The following is a 23,602-nucleotide window of genomic DNA, read 5'->3' on the forward strand; positions in this document are numbered from 1 at the left end:
ATAATGAGTGAGCAGTATTCTTTTCAAACGAAACTATTACACAACAGCCATAAATTTGATGAAGGAACGGGAGCAGTTAGTGTACCCATTCAGCATGCTTCTACCTTTCACCAAAAGGATTTCGATCGGTTCGGCAGCTATGATTACAGCCGTTCTGGGAACCCGACAAGAGAAGCACTAGAAACAGCGATCGCTGAGCTAGAGGGCGGCACGCGCGGATTTGCTTTTTCATCAGGCATGGCAGCGATTTCTACTGCTTTCCTTCTGCTTTCTAAAGGAGATCATATATTGATTACGGAGGATGTGTATGGCGGTACGTATCGCATGGTCACAACTGTACTCAATCGTTTTGGGATTGACCATACATTTGTGGATATGACCAATTTACATGAAGTCGCCTCCAATATAAAAGAAAACACAAAATTAATTTACATGGAAACACCGTCTAACCCTTTGTTAAAAGTGACGGACATCAAAGGAATTGTTAAATTGGCAAAAGCAAACAACTGTCTGACATTTGTCGATAATACATTTTTGACACCAGCTTTACAGCGTCCGCTTGATCTTGGTGTTGATCTTGTTCTGCACAGTGCTACGAAGTTTTTATCCGGTCACAGTGATGTACTAGCTGGACTTGCTGTCACAAAGGATAAAGAGCTTGGCGACCGCTTGTACGCTCTGCAAAATTCATTCGGCGCTGTACTTGGTGTTCAAGATGCTTGGCTCGTGCTTCGAGGGTTAAAAACTCTTCACGTGCGTCTTGAGCAATCTTCTAAATCAGCGCAAGCCTTGGCCGAATTTTTACAACAACATGAGCTAGTAGAAAAAGTGTATTACCCTGGATTGTCCGATCATGAAGGGCATGTTGTTCATTCTTATCAATCCACTGGACCCGGAGCTGTCCTTTCCTTTGAATTAAAGGATGAAGGGGCCGTACGGAAGTTTGTTAATCATGTGAAAATCCCGGTGTTTGCGGTGAGCCTTGGGGCGGTAGAGTCAATCTTATCTTATCCGGCAAAAATGTCCCATGCTGCTATGCCGAGAGAAGAGCGATATAAAAGAGGGATTACGGATGGCTTGTTAAGGCTGTCAGTCGGCTTGGAATCGGTGGAAGATTTAATCGCTGATTTTGAAGAAGCCTTTAAAGCAGTAGAATCACCTGTTTCTTTATAATAGAAAAAACCGGAAAGCCGATGCTTTCCGGTTTTTTCTATTATCATTATTAAGCACGGTCACGGCTCATACTTCTCATAATAAAGCTAACAACAAACACAAGGATAATCGCACCGATTAACGCTGGGATAATCGCCATACCGCCGATATCTGGACCCCAGTCGCCAAGAAGTGCACCACCGATCCAAGCACCGATAATACCAGCAATAATATTACCAATAATACCTCCAGGAATATCCTTACCTAAGATTAGACCGGCTAACCAGCCGATAATTCCTCCAACGATTAAAAACATTATAAAGCCCATTTTGTTTCCTCCTTACTTTACTTTATTAAAATAGTTAAGCACGGTCACGGCTCATACTTCTCATAATAAAGCTAACAATAAACACAAGGATGATCGCACCGATTAACGCTGGGATAATTGCCATACCGCCGATATCTGGACCCCAATCGCCAAGAAGCGCACCACCGATCCAAGCGCCGATAATACCAGCAATAATATTACCAATAATACCTCCAGGAATATCCTTACCTAAGATTAGACCGGCTAACCAGCCGATAATTCCTCCAACGATTAAAAACATTATAAAGCCCATTTTGTTTCCTCCTTACTTTTTTTATTATTCCGTGCTTGGTTTATTTATTCCCGAATAGATGCATATGAAACATGAAAAGTCAACTAAAAGAATAAAAAACTTTTCCAAAACTGGTTTATTATTTCACAAAGTGGGAAGAAACAACGGATTTATTTCCTGTAATCGTATAATGGAGGAGATGACTGCTTTTGCAAGAAAGTAGAATGAGATTGTAATTCTTCTGCCAATTCAAAAATAGAGAGCCATTCATAAAGAAGAGAAATCTCAATAGAAAAAAGCCGGTTCATTTCCCCAGATTCAATTCCTGCCTCTGCCTTCGCATACCAAAATTCTTCCATAATAGGCTTCATGCTTTCATGTAGAGAGACGTCTGCCTGTTTATTAGGATGCTCAATAAAAGAAGCTAACATCCGTATGGATTGTCGAATACGATCTTTTTGCTCTGGACTCCAGAAGAGGGGATCAGGTTCCAAAGAAATCATGTTCCCAAGATGAAAATGAATTTGCTGTAACGTTTCTAGTTTTTTGAAGTTAAAATGAACGTTACGCCTGTCTTCTTGTGTAAAGCGATGATAGCGCCACTCTTCTCTTTGAAAATGGCACAGTGCTTCTGCTTTTTCGAATAAATGCTGATCCGACTGATAGTTGAACTTAAAATGATCGGCACTTTTTTCCTCTAAAAGAGCACTAGTTACATCTATTAAAAGCTGTGCTGTTCTCGCATGGAGCATATCCACCTTTTTTGCAATTTCTGTTGAATAATTAGGCGGCATGATCAATAAGTTAACAAGCGTAGAAACGATCAGACCGATACTGGTCGTGCCTAATCTTGTGAAGAAAGCATAAGCAAAGTGGGCCTCTGTTACTTCAATCATCGCAATAGCTGACAAGGTAGCGACAAGCAGGCCAGCATCCAGCTTTAGTTTTGAACACGTAAAAATAGTCAGTACGGCTGCTAGTGTAAAGGTAAGAGCGCTGTGCCCAAATAAGTATGTAAACAGCATAGCGTAGCCGGCTCCAATAATAGAAGCGGGAAAGCGAATGAAGCTTTTTTGAATTGAAGCAGCTGCTGTTGGTTCAATTGTGACGATTGCCGTAATAACAGCAAAAACGGGCGGCCAGCCGAGTGCTTCACATACAAGAGCAGTAATGAAAACAGCTGCCCCTGTTTTAATGATCCGGCTGCCGGGAAGTCGGAAAATATGCATAAAACCACCTGTATTCTTTTATTTCTTTCGTATATCCGAGTATAGCATACAGGCAAGATTGTTTTGGAAGGAAATATAACTGTCCAGAAAATACCACGAAGATCATTTATTTTTCCGTTATCTTTTCTTGCCAGCCCTGCAAGTGTATAGTTTATAATGAAATAATGAGTAAATAGCCCGGCAAAACATCAAGTTTCCTATATAATAGACAGGGCAGAGTCTTAATTGAGGGTGGTTAAACATGAAAATCAGAAAAAGCTATTCAGATGGTCAGGAAACCAAAGTATTTATTTATGAAAATAAAAAGGAGGAAACATTTGTAGTCGCAGTTCCTTCTATTGAATGGTCTAATTCTTTTACTTATGAGGAGGCAGGAGAGAAGCTGATCGATCGTCTGGCTGCTTCTTTGAATAAAACAGCTTTGGACGAACAAGCTGCCTCTGAAATGGCTCATCGTATCTATCAGTGGACTTGTGAAATGTAATGGACGTATAGCACTTTTTCCGTTATATTAATTTTTTAGAGAAAGTGAAACGACAGGCGAACGGATTTTATTTTTGAAAGGATTGGCTGCCATATGGCTTCATTAAAAGAAGAAGTTCTCTCCAGGAGAACATTTGCAATTATCTCCCACCCGGATGCAGGGAAAACAACATTAACAGAGAAGCTGCTCCTATTTGGAGGAGCAATTCGTGATGCGGGTACAGTTAAGGGGAAAAAAACTGGCAAGTTCGCTACATCTGACTGGATGGAAATTGAAAAACAACGGGGGATTTCAGTTACCTCTTCTGTTATGCAATTTCATTATCATGACTGTCACGTTAACATCCTTGACACACCAGGACATGAGGATTTCAGTGAAGATACGTACCGGACGTTAATGGCAGTAGACAGTGCCGTGATGATCATTGATGCAGCAAAGGGGATTGAGGCACAGACCAAGAAATTATTTAAAGTATGTAAAATGCGGGGTATCCCGATTTTTACGTTTATTAATAAATTAGATCGTCAAGCAAAGCCGCCGCTTGAGTTATTGGCGGAGCTTGAAGAAGTGCTTGGTATTGAATCTTATCCGATGAACTGGCCGATTGGGATGGGGAAAGAGTTTTTCGGTATTTATGACCGTTTTAATGAACGGATCGAGCAGTTCCGTACGGAAAAAGAAGAAGACCGCTTTCTTCCGCTTAATGAAGAGGGAGAATTAGCGATTGATCATGAGATTAAAAAATCTGCTTTGTATGATCAGATGCTTGAAGAAATCATGCTGCTAGAGGAAGCTGGCAATGAATTTTCTGAAGGGAGAATTGCGGAAGGGGAGCTGACCCCTGTCTTCTTTGGAAGTGCTTTGACAAACTTCGGTGTTCAGACGTTTTTAGAGACGTATTTGCAATTTGCTCCTCCTCCTCAGCCGCGCCAGTCGGATCAAGGAGAAATTGATCCTGTTAATGAACAATTTTCTGGATTTATCTTTAAGATCCAAGCGAACATGAATCCTGCTCACCGTGACCGGATTGCATTCTTCAGGATTTGCTCTGGAAAATTTGAACGGGGCATGAGCGTCACGCTGACAAGAACGGGTAAAACATCAAAGGTATCTCAATCAACACAGTTTTTAGCAGACGACCGCAGCACGGTAAATGAAGCAGTTAGTGGGGACATCATTGGTTTATACGATACAGGAAATTATCAGATTGGCGATACACTTGTAGGCGGAAAACCACTTTTTCAATATGAAAAGCTTCCGCAATTCGCTCCTGAGCTGTTCGTTAAAGTAAGCGCTAAAAATGTGATGAAGCAAAAAAGCTTTCATAAAGGAATTGAACAATTAGTGCAAGAGGGAGCCATCCAGCTATACAAGACGCTGCATACGGAAAATTATATTCTTGGCGCAGTTGGCCAGTTGCAGTTTGAAGTATTTGAACATCGGATGAAAGGTGAATATAATTCTGAAGTCGTTATGGAGCCGATGGGCTCTAAAATTGCCCGCTGGATTGAGAATGAAGAGGATGTTAAGGAAAGCCTATCAAGCTCACGCAGCTTGCTCGTAAGAGACCGGCACGGAAAGCTCGTCTTTTTATTTGAAAATGACTTTGCGCTTCGCTGGTTCCAGGATAAGAATGAACACATTAAACTTTATCATCCACTAGATGAGAAATCATATTAATTATAACGTTTTATTAAAAACCAGTTTGTCTTTAGGGCAGACTGGTTTTTCTAAAAGTTATTATGTTGAAAAAATGATTGACAGTGAAATCATCGTCGTTAATAATGAATAGTGTTACTTCAACGCATAAAAGCGTTCAAGTGAAAAAGTTAGTGACAACATTGAGGTGGACATAATGTTTAAGATTCAACCAAGAATGAGGCCTTCTTTGCCAGCGGCACTTTTTTTAACAGCTGTTATTGTGGCCTTGATTAGCTTCTCCATTATAAAGCTCGAATCGGTGCCCCATATTCCTATTTTGCTGTCTATATTTGTTCTGTTATCATTCGGTGCTCTGAAAAAAGTTCCGTTAAAAACGATGGAAGAGGGCATGATGGAAGGGGCAAAAAGCGGAATAGGAGCTGTTTTCATCTTTTTTCTTATTGGCGTATTGATTAGCAGCTGGATCATATCGGGAACCATTCCTACGATGATTTATACCGCTTTCGGTCTCGTCACACCGAATTTTTTTTATAGCATCGTTTTTATCGTGACGGCTATTGTTGGACTTGGGATTGGAAGCTCTTTAACAACGGTCGCAACGATAGGGGTGGCTTTTATCGGGGTAAGCCAGGCAGTGGACGCTTCAGTTGCTATTACAGCCGGAGCGATTGTGTCTGGAGCTTTCTTCGGTGATAAAATGTCCCCATTGTCAGACACAACCAACTTGGCGGCTTCGATCGTCGGCGTTGATTTATTTACACATATTCGAAACATGTGTTGGACAACCGTTCCGGCTTTTCTGATTACGCTCGTCTTATTTGGGATTGTTTCTCCAGAAGTTGAACAGACACAGTTTCCAAAAGTAGAAGCGATTAAAGCCGCATTAAGTGAAATGAATTTAATTCACTGGGATGCATGGCTGCCGCTCGTGCTGCTTTTCTTCTTATCTATAAAGAAGGTATCGCCGATTGTGACACTTGCCTTAAGTTCAGCATTTGGTGTCCTTTTATCCTTTTTTCATTCTGACAGGACGCTTGCTGAAATATGGAATATCTTGTTTTCCGGTTTTGTTTCTAAGACAGGCAATGCAGAGGTTGATGCTTTGCTCACAAGGGGCGGAATGGACAGCATGATGTTTACTGTTTCACTCGTTTTGTTATCTTTGGGTCTCGGTGGATTGCTATTCTCCCTTGGTATCGTGCCCCGTCTTTTTGAAGCGATTGAACATTATTTAAGAAAAGTCGCCAGCACGGTAGCTGCCGCCGCCTTTGCTGCCATTGGTATTAATTTTGTTATTGGTGAACAGTACCTATCGATCTTACTGACAGGAGAGGCTTTTCAGCGGCAGTTTGAAAAAGTCGGATTGGCTCGGAAAAATTTATCTAGAACACTAGAAGATGCTGGGACAGTGATTAACCCGCTTGTTCCTTGGGGAGTATGTGGTGTATTTATCACAAAAATGCTTGGCGTGGCTACGGTCGATTATGTGCCATTTGCCTTTTTCTGTTTGCTAAGCCCGCTGCTCACTATTTTATATGGAATGACAGGGTGGACATTAACGAAAAAGGAATAGTTTTAGTGAAAAGAGAATGTATTTGAATGAACTGCACCCGACACAACAGTTGGAGGGGCAGTTTTTTTATGATCTTTGAAGTAAATCCTTTTTCTTCCGTTTAAAGTTGAACAGTGAATAGCGGTGCATTATAGTTAAAAGGGTGACTATAAAAAAGCGAAGAAAACCGTGAAAGGAGATTTATTTTGAGAATCAGTAACTTTTCTATTAAGAGGCCTGTTTTTACAACAGTTGTGATGTTTCTAGTTATTATTCTCGGTGTGGTCTCTTTATTAAAAATACCACTTAAATTGATTCCGGATATTAATCCCCCTGTTGCTGTTGTCGTCACTTCTTATGAAGGGGCTAGTCCGGTCGAGATCGTTGAAAAAGTGACAAAACCTCTGGAAGAAAGTTTATCTACACTCCCAGGAATTAAAAATATTACATCGACAACGAGGGAAGGCTCTAATTTAATTTTAATGGAATTTTCCTGGAGTACTAAAATTGACGATGTTCAATCAGATGTTCTCCAGCGAATTGACCAAACACCTCTTCCAAAGGATGTACGCAAGCCGCAATTTCTGAAGTTTGACCCTTCTCAATTCCCCATTATTCAATTGTCTTTGCAGTCTGTTAAAAATGAAGATGAATTGCAGAAACTAGCCGATCAATTAGAGAAAGATCTTCTGACAGTAGAAGGAGTCGCCAGTGTAAATGTTTCCGGTACGCTAGAGGAAGAAATTGTGATTCAGCTTGATGAGCAAAAGATGAAACAATATAACGTAGCTCAGTCGGATATTGTACAACTGATCCAGGCTAACAATGTTTCGCTTCCGGGAAGTCCTGTTGAATCGAACGGCATGTCCTTAACGACGAGGATTGTCAGCCAGCTGACAAGCATGGATGATGTGAGAAAATTAGTAGTGACGGTTAACCCGCTTACTGGAGAAGAAATTACTGTTGGCGATGTAGCTGCAGTGGAGTCGAAAAGAAAAGACACTGGCAGTTTAACAAGGGCTAATGAGCATCCAGCTGTTCTTTTGAGTGTCTTGCAGCAGGCGGATGCTAATACCGCAGAAGTGTCCAAGCAGTTTCAAAAGAAGTTGGATGAATTGATGAAAGAAAAGCGCTATGAAAGTATCCAGTCAGATATTCTATTTGACCAAGGGGATTACGTTCGTCTTGCGATTGGAAATATCGGCAGCTCGCTTCTTCTTGGTGGATTGTTAGCGATGCTCGTGTTATTTGCCTTTTTAAGGAATGTAAAAAGCCCTCTCATTATTGGTGTCGCCATTCCTTATTCGGTCATTGTCACGTTTGTACTAATGTATTTCGCTGACTTTAACTTAAATATTATGACGCTCGGAGCGCTGGCATTAGGGATCGGAATGCTTGTGGATAATGCGATCGTCGTCATTGAAAATATTTACCGCCACTTATCGATGGGAAAAGACTCCCGGCAGGCAGCCCGAGACGGTGCCAAGGAAGTAGGGGCAGCCATTACGGCTTCCACCTTAACGACAGTAGCCGTCTTTTTACCGGTTGTTTTCATTTCCGGGATTCTTGGACAAATATTTAAAGAATTCGCTTTAACGATTTCTTTCAGTCTCGCGGCCTCTTTAATTGTCGCTTTAACCGTTATTCCGATGATGGCAAGCCGCTGGCTGAAACTGCCTGAATCCCAACATAATGTAAAGAGAGAACCGAAGATTGCCCAGCGTTATGAATCAGCGATTCGCTGGTCATTGCATCACCGGCCGCTCGTTATTGTCGTATCCCTTGTCATGCTGATTGCTGGGGGATGGGGATTGACAACGGTTGGATCTCAATTTCTCCCAGCAACAGATGAAGGTTTTTTTAACATTAGATTGGACGTTGAGCATGGTACTTCTTTAAAGGAAACGAATAAAGTCGTAAAAGCAGTGGAGAAAGAGCTTGGCAAGGAAAAAGACGTAGACGTATATGTCAGTCTTGTCGGTTCGACTCAAGAAGATTCGTTTAGAGGAACCGGCTCATCTAATAAAGCAGAGCTATATGTAAAGCTAAAGCCGCTTGGAAAAAGAGACCGTTCTGTCTTTGCGTTTGTTGACGATGTAAAGCCGGATGTTGAAAAAGCAGCCCATGAGGTAAATCCTACGGCAGAAGTCACTTTTAACATGCAGTCAGCTTCTGGGTCTAGTCCACAAACGTTAACGTTTAACGTACGGGACGTCGATCCAGAACGCTTTAATAGGACCGTTAAAGAGGTCGAGAAAGCAGTTAAGGATATAGATGACATAACAGAGGTGTCAACGAATAGAGAAGAAACGGTAAAAGAAGTACAAATAAAGGTAAAACGAGATCAAGCACTCGCGGCCGGTCTTGCTCCAGCGCAGGTAGCTTCTATTGTGAATGACGCGACAAGAGGGGTGCCCGCTACCCAAATTATTAGTGAAAATTCAGCCGTCCAAACCGTTGTTGTCCGTTATGATGAACGAATAACAAAAAAGATAGAAGCATTAAAGAAATTACTTATAAAAACGCCGGCCGGCAATTTTTATCCGCTTGAGCAATTGGCAGATATTGAAGTGAAACAAGGACCGGTCGTCATCCAGCGTATTAATCAACAGGAGGCTGTCCAGTTTTCGACGAAATATCTATCCGACACGAATTTAGGAGCCGTTTCGGACAAGGTAGATGAAAAGATTGCTGCACTCGACTTGCCTGAGGAAACGACCATTACGTTTGGCGGTGACCGAGAATTGCTGGAAAGCTCTATTGATGATATGATGTTGGCGCTTGTTTTGGCTATCGTCTTGATTTATATTGTAATGGCTGCTCAATATGAGTCGTTTAAATATCCATTTGTCATTATGTTCACCGTTCCATTGATGGTCGTTGGCGTTGCGCTTGCACTGACGATTACGAGAACGCCTATTAGCATACCAGCTGTAATCGGTGTCCTTATCCTTGCTGGTATTGTTGTGAATAACGCGATTGTGATTGTGGATTACATTATTCAAAGAAAACGAAGCGGCCTGAGCAGTTACGAGGCGATTATCGAATCAGCTAAAGACCGGGCTCGCCCTATTTTAATGACTGCTTTAACGACTATTCTTGGCCTCGTGCCGCTCGCAGCCGGCATTGGCGGCGGAACAGAAATTAATCAGCCGATGGGAATCACCGTGATTGGCGGACTGCTGTCAAGTACGTTTCTAACGCTGTTTGTCATTCCTGTCGTCTACAGCTTTTTTGATAAAGAGACAAGAAAGATAAATAAAAAGGCAAATAAGTAGATGAAAATTGTTTACAAGCTGGGCAGGAAGATTTATACTAAAGATACAAACAACAGAATCTTCAATGACGAAAGTCAAAGGGGAGTAGCGTTAGGTATTTTACCTAAAACAAAGTCGTCAATTCATGGATCGTATCCATCGGCTTTGTTGACATGAGTGTAAGCATGTCCAGCAAGACCTTTGCCTATTATAGGCAAAGGTCTTTTTTGTTGTTTAAATTTGGTAAGCTTGGAGAAAAATACTAAAAGATTACAGGAGGAGATTTACTTATGGATGCAGCAATGTTACTAGAGTATGGCTGGGTGCTGCTCGTGCTAATTGCACTTGAGGGCATTCTGGCCGCTGACAATGCCGTCGTTATGGCGGTGATGGTGAAGCACTTGCCAAAAGAACAACAAAAGAAAGCTTTATTTTATGGATTGCTTGGGGCCTTTATTTTCCGTTTTATCGCTTTGTTCCTTATTACATTTTTAGTGAAAGTGTGGCAAGTTCAAGCGATTGGTGCCCTTTACTTATTCTTTATCTCATTTAACCATCTCTATAAAACATGGAAGAATAAAGGGAATGATGGAATAGAGGAGCATGAAGTCAAAGAATCGAAAGGCTCTTCTTTCTGGGTGACTGTGTTAAAGGTAGAAGTAGCTGATATTGCTTTTGCCATTGATTCCATGCTTGCAGCTGTCGCTTTAGCGGTTACATTGCAGCCGAGCGGCTGGTTCCATATCGGCGGTATTGACGCTGGCCAGTTTCTCGTTATGTTCCTTGGCGGATTAATAGGGGTTGTGATTATGCGTTTTGCCGCTACTTGGTTTGTTAAATTGCTGCAAAGCTATCCAACTTTAGAAACAGCCGCCTTTATGATTGTCGGTTGGGTTGGTGTTAAATTAGCGGTATTTACTTTATCTCATCCGAAAGTTCATATTTTGGATGAGCATTTTCCTGAATCTACACCGTGGAAATTAACTTTCTGGATCGTGCTTGTAGCTCTGGCTCTTGGTGGATACCTGCTTGCTAGAAAAAAAGGACCGGTTAGTACAGCGGTAGAATAATAAAAAAGCGCAGCAGATTGCTGCGCTTTTTAAATTACTTGACGATTCTTTTCGCACCTACAAATTTTGTTTTCCAATAGTTATTGTTCATATCAATAATCGTCACACCGCTCTTTGTAGAGACGCCGATCATTTGAGTTTTATCTAAATAGATCGCTACAAAGCTAACTGTGTTGCCTTTTTTGCCTGTTGTATTATAGAAAACCAAGTCGCCTTTTTTAAGTTTATCTTTCGCAACCGGTACACCATTTTTATAGATTTCGGCTGAGTTGCGTGGCAGCTTCACGCCATGTTTTCCAAATACGTGTTGAACGTAGCCAGAAGCATCAAAGCCTTTAATAGTTGTTCCGCCCACTTTAAAAGGCACACCTTTCAGCTTGAGAGCGTAATCTGTAATGTTTTTAATTTGTTGCTCTGGTGTAAGTTGTGGAGTTGTTTGTTTTACCGGAGCAGCTGGAGCTTCAGCAAATACAGAAGTTCCTGCAGAGCATACCATCATTGTTGCTAACCCTAATCCCATTAATTTCTTTTTCATTGTAATTCCTCCATTTTTAAAATAATTGTGGCTCCGTATGAATTTTCCAGCCACTATTCGTTTTTTTATAGACAATATGAACAACTTCAACATTTGGGCCTTCTCCTATAGGCACATATGCATCATATTCTTTCTCGGTCTCTGATTCTTTTGTTAACTGTATTCTCGCTTTACTATAGTTAGCTAAAGATCCGCCATCTGCATTTGGCTGAGCAAGTCGTCCGTGATATTCGACGATTCTGGCTCGCTCAATCATTTGGCTGATCGCCTCTGAAGTGAAATCAGTTTCGAGATAGGAGAAAAGCTTTTTCTGTGTATCAAGATCTTTTCCTACATAACGGTAATCGGTGTTATGGTAGGGGAAGGAATAGATTGGTTCCTCAGATGCTTCTGGTTCTCCACCCGCCATGACGTACCAATATTTTCGCTTGGCCTCTTGCATACTTTTTCTAACCATTTCTTCTTTTAAGCTTGATAACTCTTTTTCCTGTTTACCGAAAGCAAAGCTTTGGATCATTTCATCTATATAAGCCAGACACTCATTGTAGACTTGATAAGAGGTGCTATCCGGCTGTGAGGAAAAAGGATGTTCATTCGTTAATCTTGCTGTATAGACTAAGCCATCTCTTTCTGCCAGTTTCATTAAAGGAGCATCTTTTCCTAAGCCTAGCCATGTTTCCTTCGGATACACTTCGATCGCAAATAGCAAACCTTTCTGGAGATGATCGGCAGTAGCATAAATGTTGACTTGTTTTTCCGCTGTCAGCCCTTCATCCTCGTCGGCAACGATCTTTCCTTCAAGCTTTTGCGGGATGCTTAATGAAAAATCTAATGCTTTGTTGTAGTACTCGAAAGCAGGCTCCTGTTTGTTCTTAATGCTTTCCTCGATCTCTTTTTTGAGCTTTTCAAATTGCTCAATTCTTGGCTCAACAGGCTGAGCTTCAATTCCTTTATTAATAGCTTTTAAGGCTTCAGGGCTTTTGCCTGATTTTAATAAAGAGTCAGCTAAATAAAACCAATAATAAGCAGCATTGGGGACTTCCGTCGCCCGCTCTTGATAGTAAGCTGCCACTCTTGGAAAGTATTCCTGATCAATGGAGCTGTCAGGTGCAAAGTGTGACTGATGCCATCTTTGGATGGTGACTTGATAGATGTCTGCCATTTGTCTTTGCCAAAGAGCGAGGTAAATTTTATTTTTATGCTGTTCGTTGGTTGTAATGAGATCGAGCTCATGAAAATTAAGGGAACCCATTTTATAAAAAGCATTCTTTTTATAGGAGTACACTTCTAAAATGTTTCCTGCTGACTCACCGATCTTCCAGCCTGCCAGCAGCTCAGCTTGCCCGTCTCCATTTATATCAGCGGCGGCGGCCCAGCTGACCGTATAGCCGTTTCCTTTCTTTTCCCATAACTTTTCCCAACGATGATTCTTTTTCTGCAGCACTAGCAAATAAGGAAGAGAGGACTTTGATTTATAAAAAACAAACAGCTCATCTGTCCCGTCTCTGTTAATATCAATTGTTTGGATCGCTTTGCTTCCTACAGGCTCCGTTGGTGTAACAATAACGGCTCCAGAAGGTAAAAAGGGCTTTACAATTGAAAAGAAATTTTTTTCATTGGCTTCTGCTGCTTTGGCAACTTGCGGTGCCTGAATCAAGCCGGCAGGATCAGGCAAGAGATTGCATCCACTTAGAAGAAGAGCCGAGAGAGCGAACAGGCTTGTTATCTTTTTATAACCAATGGCACTCACCTCCTTTTTTGGTGCTCCTTTATGTTCTTACTATAGCGCATAAAAAGGAAAAAATAGTTATAAAAAGGTTAAAAATAGTTACGTAATCGTTACAAGGGAAGAAATAAATGGACTGTTGTTCCTTGAACTGGTCTGCTTTTAATTTCTATTTCTCCGCCGTGTAAGTGAAGAATTTCCTGGCAAATGGCTAAACCGAGACCGCTGCCAGCTGATTTTGAATGTCCTTTATAAAATTTATCTTTTACCCATTCCAACTCTTCTGCAGGGATTCCCGATCCTGTATCGGAAACACTGATTTTAATGTTTTGATCCTCTATTCCGACATGAACAGAGATCGTTCCTCCTTGCGGTGTGAATTTAAATGAATTGTCTAACAGGTTGATCAGCACTTGCTTCATTCGGTTTTTATCTAGAGAACTAATTGGAATAGAAGATTCACAAGTAAGCTGCAGCTGGATCATCTGTCGTTCTCCGCGAGGCTGCATTTGTTGGACCACTTGCCGGCAAATGTCAACGAGAGAAGCTTGTTCGATCGTTAGTTTGATTTTTCCTGATGTCAGGCTGGATAAATCTAATAAATCGCCGACGAGATGAGTGAGACGGTCGCTCTCAGCTGAAATGATTTCAAGACCTTCTTTTGTTGTTACATCATCCGTAATCTCCTTGAGTGTCACCGCCCATCCTTTAATCGAAGTCAGGGGAGTACGCAGCTCATGTGAAATCGAAGCAATAAATTCATTTTTCAACTGTTCGTGTCTTTCTACTTCGCTCGCCATATAATTTAGTGTATCGGCTAACTTGCCGATTTCATCATCCTGTCTTTTATGAACCCTTGTGGAAAATCGACCGCTCGCCATTTGTTCAGCCGCTAACGTGATTTCCGTGATCGGCCGTTTAATAGAGCCTGCTAAAAAATAGCTAATCCCAGCAGAGACCGCTACAACGACGGCACCGATAAGAGAAAGAAAACCTACATTTTTGTAAAAGATGTGTTTCATAGGCTCTAAAGATGTAGTGAATCTGATGATGCCGACGGCTTGTCCATTTTTCTTAAGGGGCTGTGAAATAGACATGACCGCTTCTTTATTTTGTTTTGTCTTCCATACTCCAATTTGTCCATTCTTCGCTGCTGTGACATCTGGATCCTGAATCCATTGGGCTGAGGGTTCATAGTTATCGGCCAGGATTTGCCCGTTCAGTCCAATGATTTGGGTTCTTGTACTCACAAGAAAGTTATACGTGTCAAGCATTTCTTGAGCATGATCCTCTAGCTTATGGCTTTCTAAATAATGGTCATAAAAGTTGGAAAACACGATGCCTTGATCACTTAATGTTTGCTCCACGCTGTCCGTATAGTAGAAATGCAGGGAGAAAATAATGATGGCCTCAAAAATAAAGACCGTCAAGAGAATCATGAAGAAATAGCTTAAAGTAAGCCTCCTTTTAATCCCTTGTTTCATGTATAGATCCTTTTAAAGCGATAGCCGCAGCCCCACACGGTTTCAATGAAAACAGGATGGGAGGGATCATCTTCAATTTTTTCTCTGAGCCGTCTAATATGAACATCTACTGTTTTGGTGTCACCAAAATAGTTTTCGCCCCACACCTCATTTAACAATTCATCTCTGCTGATCGGTTCATTTATTTTTGAAAAGAATACTTTCAGTAAATGAAATTCCCGCATCGTCAGTTTAATAGGCTGTTGATGTTTGGTGAGCGTTTGCTCTTTTAAATTGAGCTGAAGGGGACCCGATGTTAAGAGTGGTTCAGGCTCTCGTATACTCTCTGTACGTCTGAGAACAGAACGAATCCGTGCCACAAGTTCAAGCGGATTAAAGGGCTTAACAATATAGTCATCAGCCCCAAGTTCAAGACCTGTAATCCGATCCATATCCTGCCCGCGAGCAGACAAAATGATGACAGGAAGATGGGGATGGGCAGCCCGCAGCTTTTCACATACTTCAAGACCGTCTATGTCAGGTAAATTTAAATCCAAAATGACTAAGCCGATTCTTTCCTTATCAATGATCGATAAAGCCTCTTTTCCGTTCGGAGCTTCCGTTGTAGAAAAGTTGGCCCGCTGTAAATTTAAAGCGATAAATTTCCGGATGGATACTTCATCTTCTACAATTAAAATAAGTTGTTCGTTCATGAACTCCTCCACAAAAATAGTCTCATAGATTTAATAATAGCTATTTTTTGCCAAAGATCAATGAATTTTGACGAGCTTGAATAAGAAGTTTTTATCGTACTGGATGAATGAGAAGCGAATCATATAAGCGAATGACTGCTCTTGCCGGACTATCGGTCTAGAAGGGCATTTGTACAAAAGATAAAGAAAAATAAAAAGATTCAAACCGTTCTTTTGTTGAGTTCGTTATTTAATATAGACGGAGAGAAAAGGCAAGGAGAGTGAAGTGGATTGAAGAAGAAAACAATGTTAACCGCAGTCTTCGTGATGATCGTCGCGTTATTTGGAGGGCTATCGTCTGCTTTTTTACAAAAGGGGGAGGCGATGAATCCTGACGACATTATAAAGGTTTACGGTCCCGGCGGCCCTCTTGCCCCAATGAACGAGCTGGCGGAACAGTTTACGAGAGAAACAGGGATAAAAGTGGAAGTAACAGGCGGCCCGGAAGAAAAATGGATTGCCCAAGCAAAAGAAGATGCTGATCTTATTTTTGGCGGCTCCGAGTATATGCTGACCAATTTTACGATCCATCATCCGGGAATCATTAACGAAAAAACACGAACTGAACTTTACGTGCGGCCAGTGGGGATTCTAGTTAGAAAAGGAAATCCTAAAAACATTCAATCACTCGAGGACTTAACAAAAAAAGGTGTGAAGATTATCGATGTAAATGGAGCAGGGCAGCTTGGGATGTGGGAGGATTTAGCGGGAAGAAAAGGGCTGATTCCCGGCATTGAAAGAAATATCTCTTTATCTGTTAAAACGAGTGCCGAAGCTATTGATCTTTGGAAAAAGAACGCTAAATATGATGCTTGGATTACTTACGAGTCGTGGCACTATCGGCTGCCTGATGTAACAGATTTAGTACAGCTGCCCGTTCAGGACAAGCTGTACAGAGGAACACCGATTAGTATAACGAACAATTCTGATAACAAGAAAGAAGCAAAAATGTTTATCAAATATTTGAAGAAGAAAACCTCTCATCAAGTGTTTCAAAAATGGGGTTGGCAATAGATTTAAAAGGGAGTGAGCAAAGATGAATAAAAAACTATGGATGGTATTTCTATTTTCAGCTCTTATTCTTTTAACTGCCTGTGGAAAAAGCGACAATGCCGCTGAACCGGCAAGTGATAAAGGCAAGCATGCGGCGGTCGAGACCGCTGCTGAAGAAACCCAGAACTTGCAGTTGCTCAAAGATCAATCAGCAGGTGAATATCTTGCTGATTCTAAAGGAATGACCCTTTATTATTTTAAGAAGGATGAAGAGGAAAAGAGTCATTGCAACGGTGAATGCCTGGAGAAATGGCCTCCATTTACAGAAAGTAATTTTGAGGTGCCAGCAGGATTCGAGAAAGAAAATTTTGGGACTATTACAAGGGAAGATAATGGCCAGCAACAAGTTACGTATAAAGGCTATCCGCTGTATTACTTTGCCGGTGATAAACAAGAAGGGGATCTAAAGGGACAAGGAGTGAAAAGTGTTTGGTATATTATAAATAAAGATACAAACTTTCAGTAAATCACTCTTTTAGGGAACGGCCGCCATAGCGGCGGTTCTTTATTATGTAACGAATAAAATTTAGCTTCATTAAAGGTGAAGGTTGTTTTCACAATCAACTATAACAGAGCTTAAGATGTAAGAATTATGATGGCAAGGAGGGCGGGGCTGTTTGAAGGAAAAAAGTGATGAAGAGTTAATCATGCTAGTGATGAAAGAACATCGGTCTGCCCTGGAAGAGTTATATGACCGTTATATAAAATTGATCTATAGCTTTGCCTTTAAATTTTCAAACGGTGATGCAGACTCAACGAGGGAAATGGTTCAGTTAGTGTTTTTGAAACTATGGACAACGAAAAGCCCATATGACTCTTCAAAAGGAAAATTTGTTAATTGGCTTTTGACCATTACGCGAAACGTGTGCTTGGATTATATTCGAAAAAATAGTCTCCGTGTAAAACATACTAAACAAATCCAGGCGCATGCTTCTGCTGAATTGACCAATCCGGTGGACGAAATTGAACAGAGGTTAACACTTAATGCCGTATTGGCTGCTAAAAGCAAATTAAGCACTGCACAAAAGAGATTGATTGATTTATTTTACTGGAAAGGGTTTTCTCTAACAGAAATTGCCGAAATAGAAAATGAACCCGTGGGCACAGTGAAAAGCAGGCTGCATCAATCTTTAAAACAATTAAAAAAGCATTTAGAAGTGGAGGATTTGTAAATGGACAGGGAATGTGATCACCTGCTTTCATTTATGGCGGAGGACTTAGATCAAGGAGCTAAAGAGAAATTCGAACAGCATTTACACCATTGTCCTGACTGTTCAAAGGAGTATAAAATCATGACAGATATCTGGCATTCCTTATACTTAGATATAGAAGAAAAAGAGGTACCGAAAACGTTAAAATCGGAAGTGATGGCATTTGTTTTTGACAATCAGGAAAAAAACGAAAAGACATCCTGGCTGGCGCGTATCAGCCAATGGAGGAGATGGCTTTCCGGGCAGTTTTCCCCTGTAGCGAGCATAACGGTTTTGTTATTGATTGTTGTTTCGGTCGCTTTAATTATCTCTAATAATCAGCTGAGACATGAAACTATCCAAGGGAACCTTCCTGTCGAAGTGGTCTCCACTTTTTCCTTGCAGGCTGCAGAGCTAGGGAATCCGTTAAATACAGATGGCTCTGCGATTGTGTTGCAGCAAGGAGAAAAAAAAAGGTTAGTTGTCCAAGTAGATGATCTGCCGAAGCTGAACGGTTCAGAGGTCTATCAAGTGTGGCTGTTAAGAAATGGAAAGAGAGAAAATGCCGGGATATTTAAACCGAATAAAAGCGGAGAGGGAGTATTAACGTACGAGCTTGCACACGATACGCAATTCGATCAAATTGGCATTACAGTGGAGCCTGATCCGTATAGCACCACGCCAAGAGGGGAAAAGATTGTTGGTTCTTCTTGAAGAGATCAAAATAGGCTGATTCGTCCGCTAAGGGACAAATCAGCCTATTTGTGTTCAGGTTACATGGCGTTTGCGGCTGCTTCACTTTCCATGAAAAAGAAAGTAGGACGCCCGCTTGTTGGCTCAAAGTAGGCAACAAGATAATTAGGGCGTTTCAACCAGCTGCCTTCTGCAAACGACATCGTTAATGGCTCGATCATCGTGTGTTTATAGACGTCTCTCTCTGTTAATCCAAGATTGACAAACTCCTGACCAAGAAGGAGAGGGTTTTGTAAAATATTTTGGTATAAAGAAGAGCGTTCTTGTCTAGTAAGTGCAGGTTCCCACCAAGGCTTCCGAGGCTTGTACCGCTGATTCAGCAAATAATCGTACTTCATAATGCTTTCGAGCTCTGGGTACTGATGAGGACGGACTGCAAGCAAAAATTCTCGAAGACGTTTGAATAAATCCTCTAATTGATGACCAATTCTGCCCCAGCCTTGTTCTTCCCAATAAGCTCCGAAAGATTGGAAAAAGTCAAATGGTGTTTCAAAGCAATGAGTGACAATGTATTCAATCGTTTCATTCATCCGATGGTCGTTCCAATACTTTTCAAGGACATCTTCAACTTGTTTAATTTTTACGATATCGGCAAAAGATAAAAGGTTATTCCCTAAAATCTCGTACGGTGCATGGTCCATGTACACATAGTCATGTTCAGCTGCACGTATACGCAAGCCGGTGCCGCGAAGCATTTTTAAAAAGCCAAGCTGAAGCTCTTCCGGTCGGAGCGCAAAAACATCATTGAACGTTTTGCGGAAGGAATGATAATCCTCTTCCGGTAGGCCGGCAATTAAATCGAGGTGCTGATCGATTTTTCCGCCTTCCTTGACCATCGTAACGGTACGTACGAGCTTCGACCAATTTTGTTTCCGCATAACGAGTTCATTTGTCGTGTCATTTGTTGATTGTACGCCAATTTCGAAGCGGAACAATCCTTTCGGTGCATTTTTGTTGAGAAAATCAATAACTTCCGGCCGCATGATGTCAGCGGTAATTTCAAATTGAAAAACCGTTCCAGGAACGTGCTCATCAATGAGAAATTGAAACATTTCCATTGCATAGCTGCGGCTAATATTAAACGTCCGATCGACAAACTTGATCGTCTTGGCACCGTTTGCCATTAGATAGCGGATATCTTCTTTAATGGCTTCCCGGTTAAAGTAGCGGACACCGACCTCGATGGAAGAAAGGCAAAATTGACAACGGAACGGACAGCCGCGGCTCGTTTCGAGATAGGTGATTCTTTTAGACAAATGGGCTTTGTCTTCCTCAAATCGAAATGGCGAAGGCAGCTCGCGCAAGTCCAACTTGTTCCGCTGCGGGTTGATTTTTGGCTTTCCATTTTCTAAATAACCAATGCCGCTTACTTTATTCCAATCCTGCTCACCACTTATTTCATCAAGCAGCTGCTTGAACGTTTCTTCTCCTTCGCCGATTACGATAAAGTCCGCCTCTGGAATTCGTTCAAGCCAATAAGGAACGTCATAAGTCACTTCCGGACCACCGAGAACAATAATTGTTTCGGGAAGAACCTTTTTCATCATTTTAACGACAGCAAGTGTTTCTTCGATATTCCAAATGTAGCAGCTGAATCCTAGTATATTTGGCTGGCGTTTATAGAGGTCCGTTACAATATTAATAGCAGGATCTTTAATCGTATATTCGGCCAGGTCTACTTGATAATCCGGCTCCGCAAAAGCTCTTAAGTAACGGATAGCCAAATTGGTATGAATATATTTAGCGTTTAATGTGCTTAGAACGACGTTCATGAATCAACTTCTCCTTATAGCTTTTCTGATATATTGCCTTGTTCATATCGATTGGAAAAGAGCTTTTTAAGCTTGGACCATTTCGTCTCGATGAACGGTTGAGCCACCGTTGTCACTACCGTCGAAGAAAGAATCATTGTTAAAAATAAAGATGCAATCAACAAGAGAAGGATTGACTCAGCTGAGTCTTTCACTTCACTTTCACGGAAGGTTTTAATGACAAAGCCGTGCAGTAAATAAACGTACAATGTATTTCTGCCCCAATCGGTAAAAAAGAACTTTTTCTTCGGTACAAAAGCAAAAAAAGCAGCAATCATCATAAAGCTTACCATATAAATGACCGTGCGGTGGATTATTCCCGAGAAGTTTGAAGCCTCTAAGTCTGCAAAAGAGAAAGAGCCAAGCAGCCATCTCTGGTCAAAATCTGGGAAGCTAAGTGCCGTGTAAAAGACAGCAAGTGCGCTAAAGAACAAGACGATACGAACGGATTTATGAGCAAGCAAATTGAAATGCTCTTTTTTCAAATAGTATCCAATTAAGAAAAATGGGAAGAAAATAAACGTACGAGCAAAGCTTAACACATCTAACTGACGATCGATACAGCCAATCGCAATTCCGATAGCGAAAGAAACGGTCAGTAAGACAACTGGTTTGAGTTTTAGCCATTTAACCGAAATGACCAGCAATAAGTTCCAGAAGAACAAGCTGAGCAAAAACCATAATGACCATTGAGGTACGAGCAAATCAAGATGCAGTGCTTGATCTTCATACAAATAAAAATAAAAAAAGGAATAAATAATTTGGAAAATAAAGAATGGCAGCAAAATTTTTTGAGCCGTTTTTTTAACGTATCCTTTTTTATAAAAGCTTTTGGCAAAAAAACCTGATACTAAAATAAACCCTGGCATATGAAACAAGTAAATGGTTGTATACAAGGCAAAGATAACAGAGTTATCACCGATATACGAGCGAATAAAATGACCGAATACAACAAAAACAATTAAAATAAACTTTGCGTTATCAAAATAATAATCTCTTTTAGACATAAAACCTCACCTTAAAAGTATGATGTAGCAACTGGCTGCAGTATTATTTTAAACACAACATGACATTATACAGGAAAACCGCCAACCTCGCCATTATACAAAAATAGGAAGCGTCGTCTGGAAAACATGATTCTATGTAAAAGTAGGATGCGTAAAGTACGTCGCTTATAGGTTTTTTTAAAAAAACGCCGGCTGTCAAGCCCGGCGTTTTAAGCTTTCTCCTATATTGAAATAATCTTCAATTTTGATTGATAGGCGAATTGCTTCATGATAAATATCTGTTTTGATCCCGTTGATCGACTGTGATTTTTTTCCGGCTTCCAATAGATGATCAAGCAATTCCTTGGAAAATGTAGAATAGGCCAGCAATTGTTTTAACTGACGTGATTCTTTTTCGAGTTTTGCGATAAAAATCTGTATTTCTGTATAGGGAGAGCGTACAGCAGTCAATGAAAATGCATAAATAGCTGCGGCTGTACGAATAAAAGGTTCTGATGATTGTTTGATTAATCTTTTTGCCTCAGTAAGGGAGGCAATTTTTCTGTATGTGCGAGTGGACGGATCATAAATTTTTAAAAAGTCTGTATGCCATTCTAGTGCCGCTTCATTCCATACTGTATCAGCCATGTTTCTTTCTCCTTTAGTTCTCTCTAGTTGTTTTTCTAAAGACGACATCCTCATGTTATATAACCTATTTAAGGAGAAACTAAACCTAAAAACTGAATCCAATCATAAAAGACTGCTGTAGACGCATATATAGGGGCGCTCACAGCAGTCTTTGCTATTTATTCAACGGGCTCATGAAATTGAAGAGGAAGGGTAATGCTGACGACAGTGCCAAAACCATGTTCACTATCTATTTCAATAGAGCCATCGAATGATTCGATAATTCTTTTACATACTACTAGACCAAGACCCGTTCCATGTTCCTTGGAAGTAAAGAATGGCTTGAAAATCAAGTCCAGATCTTCTTTCTTAATGCCGGGACCGGTATCAGCAATGGTAATATAACAATTTTCTTCGCCTTTTAAAACATTTAAGCTTAATTGTCCGCCATCACACATCGCTTCGAAAGCATTTTTTGTCAGGTTTAATAAAACTTGTTTCATTTGATCGGTGTTGACACGAACCCATATCTCTTGTTCAGGAAGGGTTAATTCATATTCAATAGAATATAAATTGGCTTCGGAACGAATGAGCGGATTTAAATCAAAGACAATTTCACGTATGTCAACCGTTTGGATTTTTTGGGCAGTCGGCTTTCCTAAAATCAAAAATTCACTAACAATTTGATTGATACGTCCAATTTCTTTATTGATGACACTAAAATAAAATTCATCTTCCGGGTGATTGTATTTTTCATTTAATAGCTGGACGAGTCCTTTTATTCCGGTTAGCGGGTTGCGTATTTCGTGGGCTGTACTTGCGGCTAACGTTCCGATGAGTTCAAGCTTTTGAGCCTCCTGCTGCATTCTCTCCAGCTTTGTTTGCCTCTTTAGCATCATATATTTAACGAGTAGAAAAACGATGTGAAGAAGGACAATAATAGCTACACCAAACAGTAAGGTAAGGGCAAGCAGATGATTTTGGCTGGATTGCCTAGCCGTAACGATTAAATTCCATGGAAGCTGAGCTAGAGGATATTCAACAGTATGCCGGTTCTCTTCGGCGTCTACTTTTTCATTAACAGAAAAAATCGGTATCTGCTTGGCATTTTCGACTGAGATAGAATATTCGGGTGTCAGCATCCTCATAATATTTTTCATGTAATCTAATCGAATATGTGAAACGATAATAGCTTCCACATGTTCATCTTTCATTACAGGTGTAGCGATCGCTATAACAGGCTGATTATTAGATAATGTTTCAGCTTCATCGGAAACAGCTGTGTCTTTCGTTAAGAGAGCTTCCTTAATATAGGGTTTGTTTCTAAGGTTGTATTGTTTTAATAAGTCATTCGTGCCGGTAAGTAAGTTGCCTTCAAAGTCGAGTATATAAATTCCCCCGTAGCGTGGATCTTTTCCGGCCATTTTTTTTAATATGGCCTGAACTTCATTGGGGATATGTCCGCCTTTACCCAAACTTTGCACCTCTTCTTCCGTGCTTACAGCTAGAATATCCATACTGACTTTTGTTTCATTAATAAATTGATCTAATTGGTTGCGATGAAGAGTCGCTGCCCATTCCAATTTTTCGCGCTGCTGTTCATCAGCACGATCAGCTAGAAAATGATAACAGCCAAAAATAGCTAGAATGGCAGGGAGCACGACAATGAAAAAATAGATCGCTCGTTCACGTTTATTCATC

Annotated in this window: 21 protein-coding genes and 1 riboswitch; of the genes, 10 read left to right on the forward strand and 11 right to left on the reverse strand. The window is 40.8% G+C overall.

From position 1 onward, the window contains the following. Positions 1 to 3: 3 nt before the first annotated feature. Complete coding sequence (metC, locus tag AC623_RS05085) at positions 4 to 1,173, forward strand: cystathionine beta-lyase (protein WP_049661197.1); 1,170 nt, start codon at positions 4 to 6, stop codon at positions 1,171 to 1,173. Between the two features lie 49 nt (positions 1,174 to 1,222). Here the strand turns inward: metC and AC623_RS05090 are convergent, their stop codons facing one another. From AC623_RS05090 to AC623_RS05100, 3 genes are all read right to left on the reverse strand, one after another. After that, positions 1,223 to 1,480, reverse strand: a complete 258-nt coding sequence (locus AC623_RS05090) for a GlsB/YeaQ/YmgE family stress response membrane protein (RefSeq protein WP_049661200.1) — start codon at positions 1,478 to 1,480, stop codon at positions 1,223 to 1,225. A 34-nt stretch (positions 1,481 to 1,514) separates the two neighbouring features. After that, positions 1,515 to 1,772 carry a GlsB/YeaQ/YmgE family stress response membrane protein gene (locus AC623_RS05095; protein ID WP_049661203.1) on the reverse strand — a complete coding sequence of 86 codons (258 nt, stop codon included), beginning with the start codon at positions 1,770 to 1,772 and terminating at the stop codon, positions 1,515 to 1,517. Between the two features lie 149 nt (positions 1,773 to 1,921). Continuing rightward, a complete protein-coding gene (locus AC623_RS05100; RefSeq protein ID WP_049661206.1) occupies positions 1,922 to 2,980 on the reverse strand; it encodes an FUSC family protein in 1,059 nt (352 codons plus the stop codon). 241 nt (positions 2,981 to 3,221) lie between these two features. Between AC623_RS05100 and AC623_RS05105 the strand changes: the two genes are divergently transcribed. From AC623_RS05105 to AC623_RS05125, 5 genes are all read left to right on the forward strand, one after another. Then, positions 3,222 to 3,464 (forward strand): YueH family protein, encoded by a 243-nt coding sequence (locus AC623_RS05105; RefSeq protein WP_049661209.1) that lies wholly within the window; start codon positions 3,222 to 3,224, stop codon positions 3,462 to 3,464. Positions 3,465 to 3,557: 93 nt separating this feature from the next. Further along, positions 3,558 to 5,144 carry a peptide chain release factor 3 gene (locus AC623_RS05110; protein ID WP_049661212.1) on the forward strand — a complete coding sequence of 529 codons (1,587 nt, stop codon included), beginning with the start codon at positions 3,558 to 3,560 and terminating at the stop codon, positions 5,142 to 5,144. A 175-nt stretch (positions 5,145 to 5,319) separates the two neighbouring features. Further along, positions 5,320 to 6,699, forward strand: a complete 1,380-nt coding sequence (nhaC, locus tag AC623_RS05115) for a Na+/H+ antiporter NhaC (RefSeq protein WP_049661214.1) — start codon at positions 5,320 to 5,322, stop codon at positions 6,697 to 6,699. Positions 6,700 to 6,884: 185 nt separating this feature from the next. Beyond that, positions 6,885 to 9,956: an efflux RND transporter permease subunit gene (locus AC623_RS05120; protein WP_049661215.1), complete on the forward strand. Its 3,072-nt coding sequence runs from the start codon at positions 6,885 to 6,887 to the stop codon at positions 9,954 to 9,956. 67 nt (positions 9,957 to 10,023) lie between these two features. Then, positions 10,024 to 10,126: riboswitch (yybP-ykoY riboswitch) on the forward strand. Between the two features lie 99 nt (positions 10,127 to 10,225). Next, positions 10,226 to 11,005 carry a TerC family protein gene (locus AC623_RS05125; protein WP_049661217.1) on the forward strand — a complete coding sequence of 260 codons (780 nt, stop codon included), beginning with the start codon at positions 10,226 to 10,228 and terminating at the stop codon, positions 11,003 to 11,005. A 34-nt stretch (positions 11,006 to 11,039) separates the two neighbouring features. Here the strand turns inward: AC623_RS05125 and AC623_RS05130 are convergent, their stop codons facing one another. The 4 genes from AC623_RS05130 to AC623_RS05145 form a co-directional block, all read right to left on the reverse strand. Continuing rightward, complete coding sequence (locus tag AC623_RS05130) at positions 11,040 to 11,540, reverse strand: C40 family peptidase (protein WP_053104072.1); 501 nt, start codon at positions 11,538 to 11,540, stop codon at positions 11,040 to 11,042. Positions 11,541 to 11,556: 16 nt separating this feature from the next. After that, positions 11,557 to 13,290: a DL-endopeptidase inhibitor IseA family protein gene (locus AC623_RS05135; RefSeq protein ID WP_082174332.1), complete on the reverse strand. Its 1,734-nt coding sequence runs from the start codon at positions 13,288 to 13,290 to the stop codon at positions 11,557 to 11,559. 89 nt (positions 13,291 to 13,379) lie between these two features. After that, on the reverse strand, positions 13,380 to 14,750 hold the full coding sequence (locus AC623_RS05140) for a sensor histidine kinase (RefSeq protein ID WP_049661221.1): 1,371 nt from the start codon (positions 14,748 to 14,750) through the stop codon (positions 13,380 to 13,382). Continuing rightward, entirely contained in the window at positions 14,747 to 15,442 is a 696-nt protein-coding gene (locus AC623_RS05145; RefSeq protein ID WP_049661224.1) for a response regulator transcription factor, read from the reverse strand. The genes AC623_RS05140 and AC623_RS05145 overlap by 4 nt, the downstream gene beginning before the upstream one ends. Before the next feature lie 270 nt (positions 15,443 to 15,712). Here AC623_RS05145 and AC623_RS05150 point away from each other — a divergent pair, with 270 nt between their 5' ends. The 4 genes from AC623_RS05150 (at position 15,713) to AC623_RS05165 (ending at position 18,438) form a co-directional block, all read left to right on the forward strand. After that, entirely contained in the window at positions 15,713 to 16,495 is a 783-nt protein-coding gene (locus AC623_RS05150; protein WP_082174333.1) for an extracellular solute-binding protein, read from the forward strand. 22 nt (positions 16,496 to 16,517) lie between these two features. Further along, entirely contained in the window at positions 16,518 to 17,000 is a 483-nt protein-coding gene (locus AC623_RS05155) for a COG4315 family predicted lipoprotein (RefSeq protein ID WP_049661225.1), read from the forward strand. A 151-nt stretch (positions 17,001 to 17,151) separates the two neighbouring features. Continuing rightward, a complete protein-coding gene (locus tag AC623_RS05160) occupies positions 17,152 to 17,706 on the forward strand; it encodes an RNA polymerase sigma factor (RefSeq protein ID WP_049661227.1) in 555 nt (184 codons plus the stop codon). Then, entirely contained in the window at positions 17,707 to 18,438 is a 732-nt protein-coding gene (locus AC623_RS05165; RefSeq protein WP_049661229.1) for an anti-sigma factor, read from the forward strand. A 59-nt stretch (positions 18,439 to 18,497) separates the two neighbouring features. Here AC623_RS05165 and AC623_RS05170 read toward each other — a convergent pair whose 3' ends face one another. The 4 genes from AC623_RS05170 to AC623_RS05185 form a co-directional block, all read right to left on the reverse strand. After that, on the reverse strand, positions 18,498 to 20,249 hold the full coding sequence (locus AC623_RS05170; protein WP_049661230.1) for a B12-binding domain-containing radical SAM protein: 1,752 nt from the start codon (positions 20,247 to 20,249) through the stop codon (positions 18,498 to 18,500). A 14-nt stretch (positions 20,250 to 20,263) separates the two neighbouring features. Then, positions 20,264 to 21,295 (reverse strand): acyltransferase family protein, encoded by a 1,032-nt coding sequence (locus AC623_RS05175; protein ID WP_049661231.1) that lies wholly within the window; start codon positions 21,293 to 21,295, stop codon positions 20,264 to 20,266. Positions 21,296 to 21,490: 195 nt separating this feature from the next. Then, positions 21,491 to 21,922 carry a hypothetical protein gene (locus tag AC623_RS05180; RefSeq protein WP_049661233.1) on the reverse strand — a complete coding sequence of 144 codons (432 nt, stop codon included), beginning with the start codon at positions 21,920 to 21,922 and terminating at the stop codon, positions 21,491 to 21,493. Positions 21,923 to 22,080: 158 nt separating this feature from the next. Beyond that, a complete protein-coding gene (locus tag AC623_RS05185) occupies positions 22,081 to 23,601 on the reverse strand; it encodes a PAS domain-containing sensor histidine kinase (RefSeq protein ID WP_049661235.1) in 1,521 nt (506 codons plus the stop codon). Position 23,602: the final 1 nt, after the last annotated feature.

It is taken from the genome of Bacillus sp. FJAT-27231, assembly GCF_001183975.1.
Classification (GTDB): Bacteria; Bacillota; Bacilli; order Bacillales; family Domibacillaceae; genus Pseudobacillus; species Pseudobacillus wudalianchiensis.

What these genes read in the sequence shown, in the direction of transcription:
- AC623_RS05155 (WP_049661225.1), top strand. Translation starts at nt 16,518, where the DNA reads ATGAATAAAAAACTATGGATGGTATTTCTATTTTCAGCTCTTATTCTT.
- AC623_RS05185 (WP_049661235.1), bottom strand. Translation starts at nt 23,601, where the DNA reads ATGAATAAACGTGAACGAGCGATCTATTTTTTCATTGTCGTGCTCCCT.
- AC623_RS05125 (WP_049661217.1), top strand. Translation starts at nt 10,226, where the DNA reads ATGGATGCAGCAATGTTACTAGAGTATGGCTGGGTGCTGCTCGTGCTA.
- metC (WP_049661197.1), top strand. Translation starts at nt 4, where the DNA reads ATGAGTGAGCAGTATTCTTTTCAAACGAAACTATTACACAACAGCCAT.
- AC623_RS05175 (WP_049661231.1), bottom strand. Translation starts at nt 21,295, where the DNA reads ATGTCTAAAAGAGATTATTATTTTGATAACGCAAAGTTTATTTTAATT.
- AC623_RS05130 (WP_053104072.1), bottom strand. Translation starts at nt 11,540, where the DNA reads ATGAAAAAGAAATTAATGGGATTAGGGTTAGCAACAATGATGGTATGC.
- nhaC (WP_049661214.1), top strand. Translation starts at nt 5,320, where the DNA reads ATGTTTAAGATTCAACCAAGAATGAGGCCTTCTTTGCCAGCGGCACTT.
- AC623_RS05090 (WP_049661200.1), bottom strand. Translation starts at nt 1,480, where the DNA reads ATGGGCTTTATAATGTTTTTAATCGTTGGAGGAATTATCGGCTGGTTA.
- AC623_RS05095 (WP_049661203.1), bottom strand. Translation starts at nt 1,772, where the DNA reads ATGGGCTTTATAATGTTTTTAATCGTTGGAGGAATTATCGGCTGGTTA.
- AC623_RS05145 (WP_049661224.1), bottom strand. Translation starts at nt 15,442, where the DNA reads ATGAACGAACAACTTATTTTAATTGTAGAAGATGAAGTATCCATCCGG.
- AC623_RS05100 (WP_049661206.1), bottom strand. Translation starts at nt 2,980, where the DNA reads ATGCATATTTTCCGACTTCCCGGCAGCCGGATCATTAAAACAGGGGCA.
- AC623_RS05170 (WP_049661230.1), bottom strand. Translation starts at nt 20,249, where the DNA reads ATGAACGTCGTTCTAAGCACATTAAACGCTAAATATATTCATACCAAT.
- AC623_RS05180 (WP_049661233.1), bottom strand. Translation starts at nt 21,922, where the DNA reads ATGGCTGATACAGTATGGAATGAAGCGGCACTAGAATGGCATACAGAC.
- AC623_RS05165 (WP_049661229.1), top strand. Translation starts at nt 17,707, where the DNA reads ATGGACAGGGAATGTGATCACCTGCTTTCATTTATGGCGGAGGACTTA.
- AC623_RS05110 (WP_049661212.1), top strand. Translation starts at nt 3,558, where the DNA reads ATGGCTTCATTAAAAGAAGAAGTTCTCTCCAGGAGAACATTTGCAATT.
- AC623_RS05105 (WP_049661209.1), top strand. Translation starts at nt 3,222, where the DNA reads ATGAAAATCAGAAAAAGCTATTCAGATGGTCAGGAAACCAAAGTATTT.
- AC623_RS05140 (WP_049661221.1), bottom strand. Translation starts at nt 14,750, where the DNA reads ATGAAACAAGGGATTAAAAGGAGGCTTACTTTAAGCTATTTCTTCATG.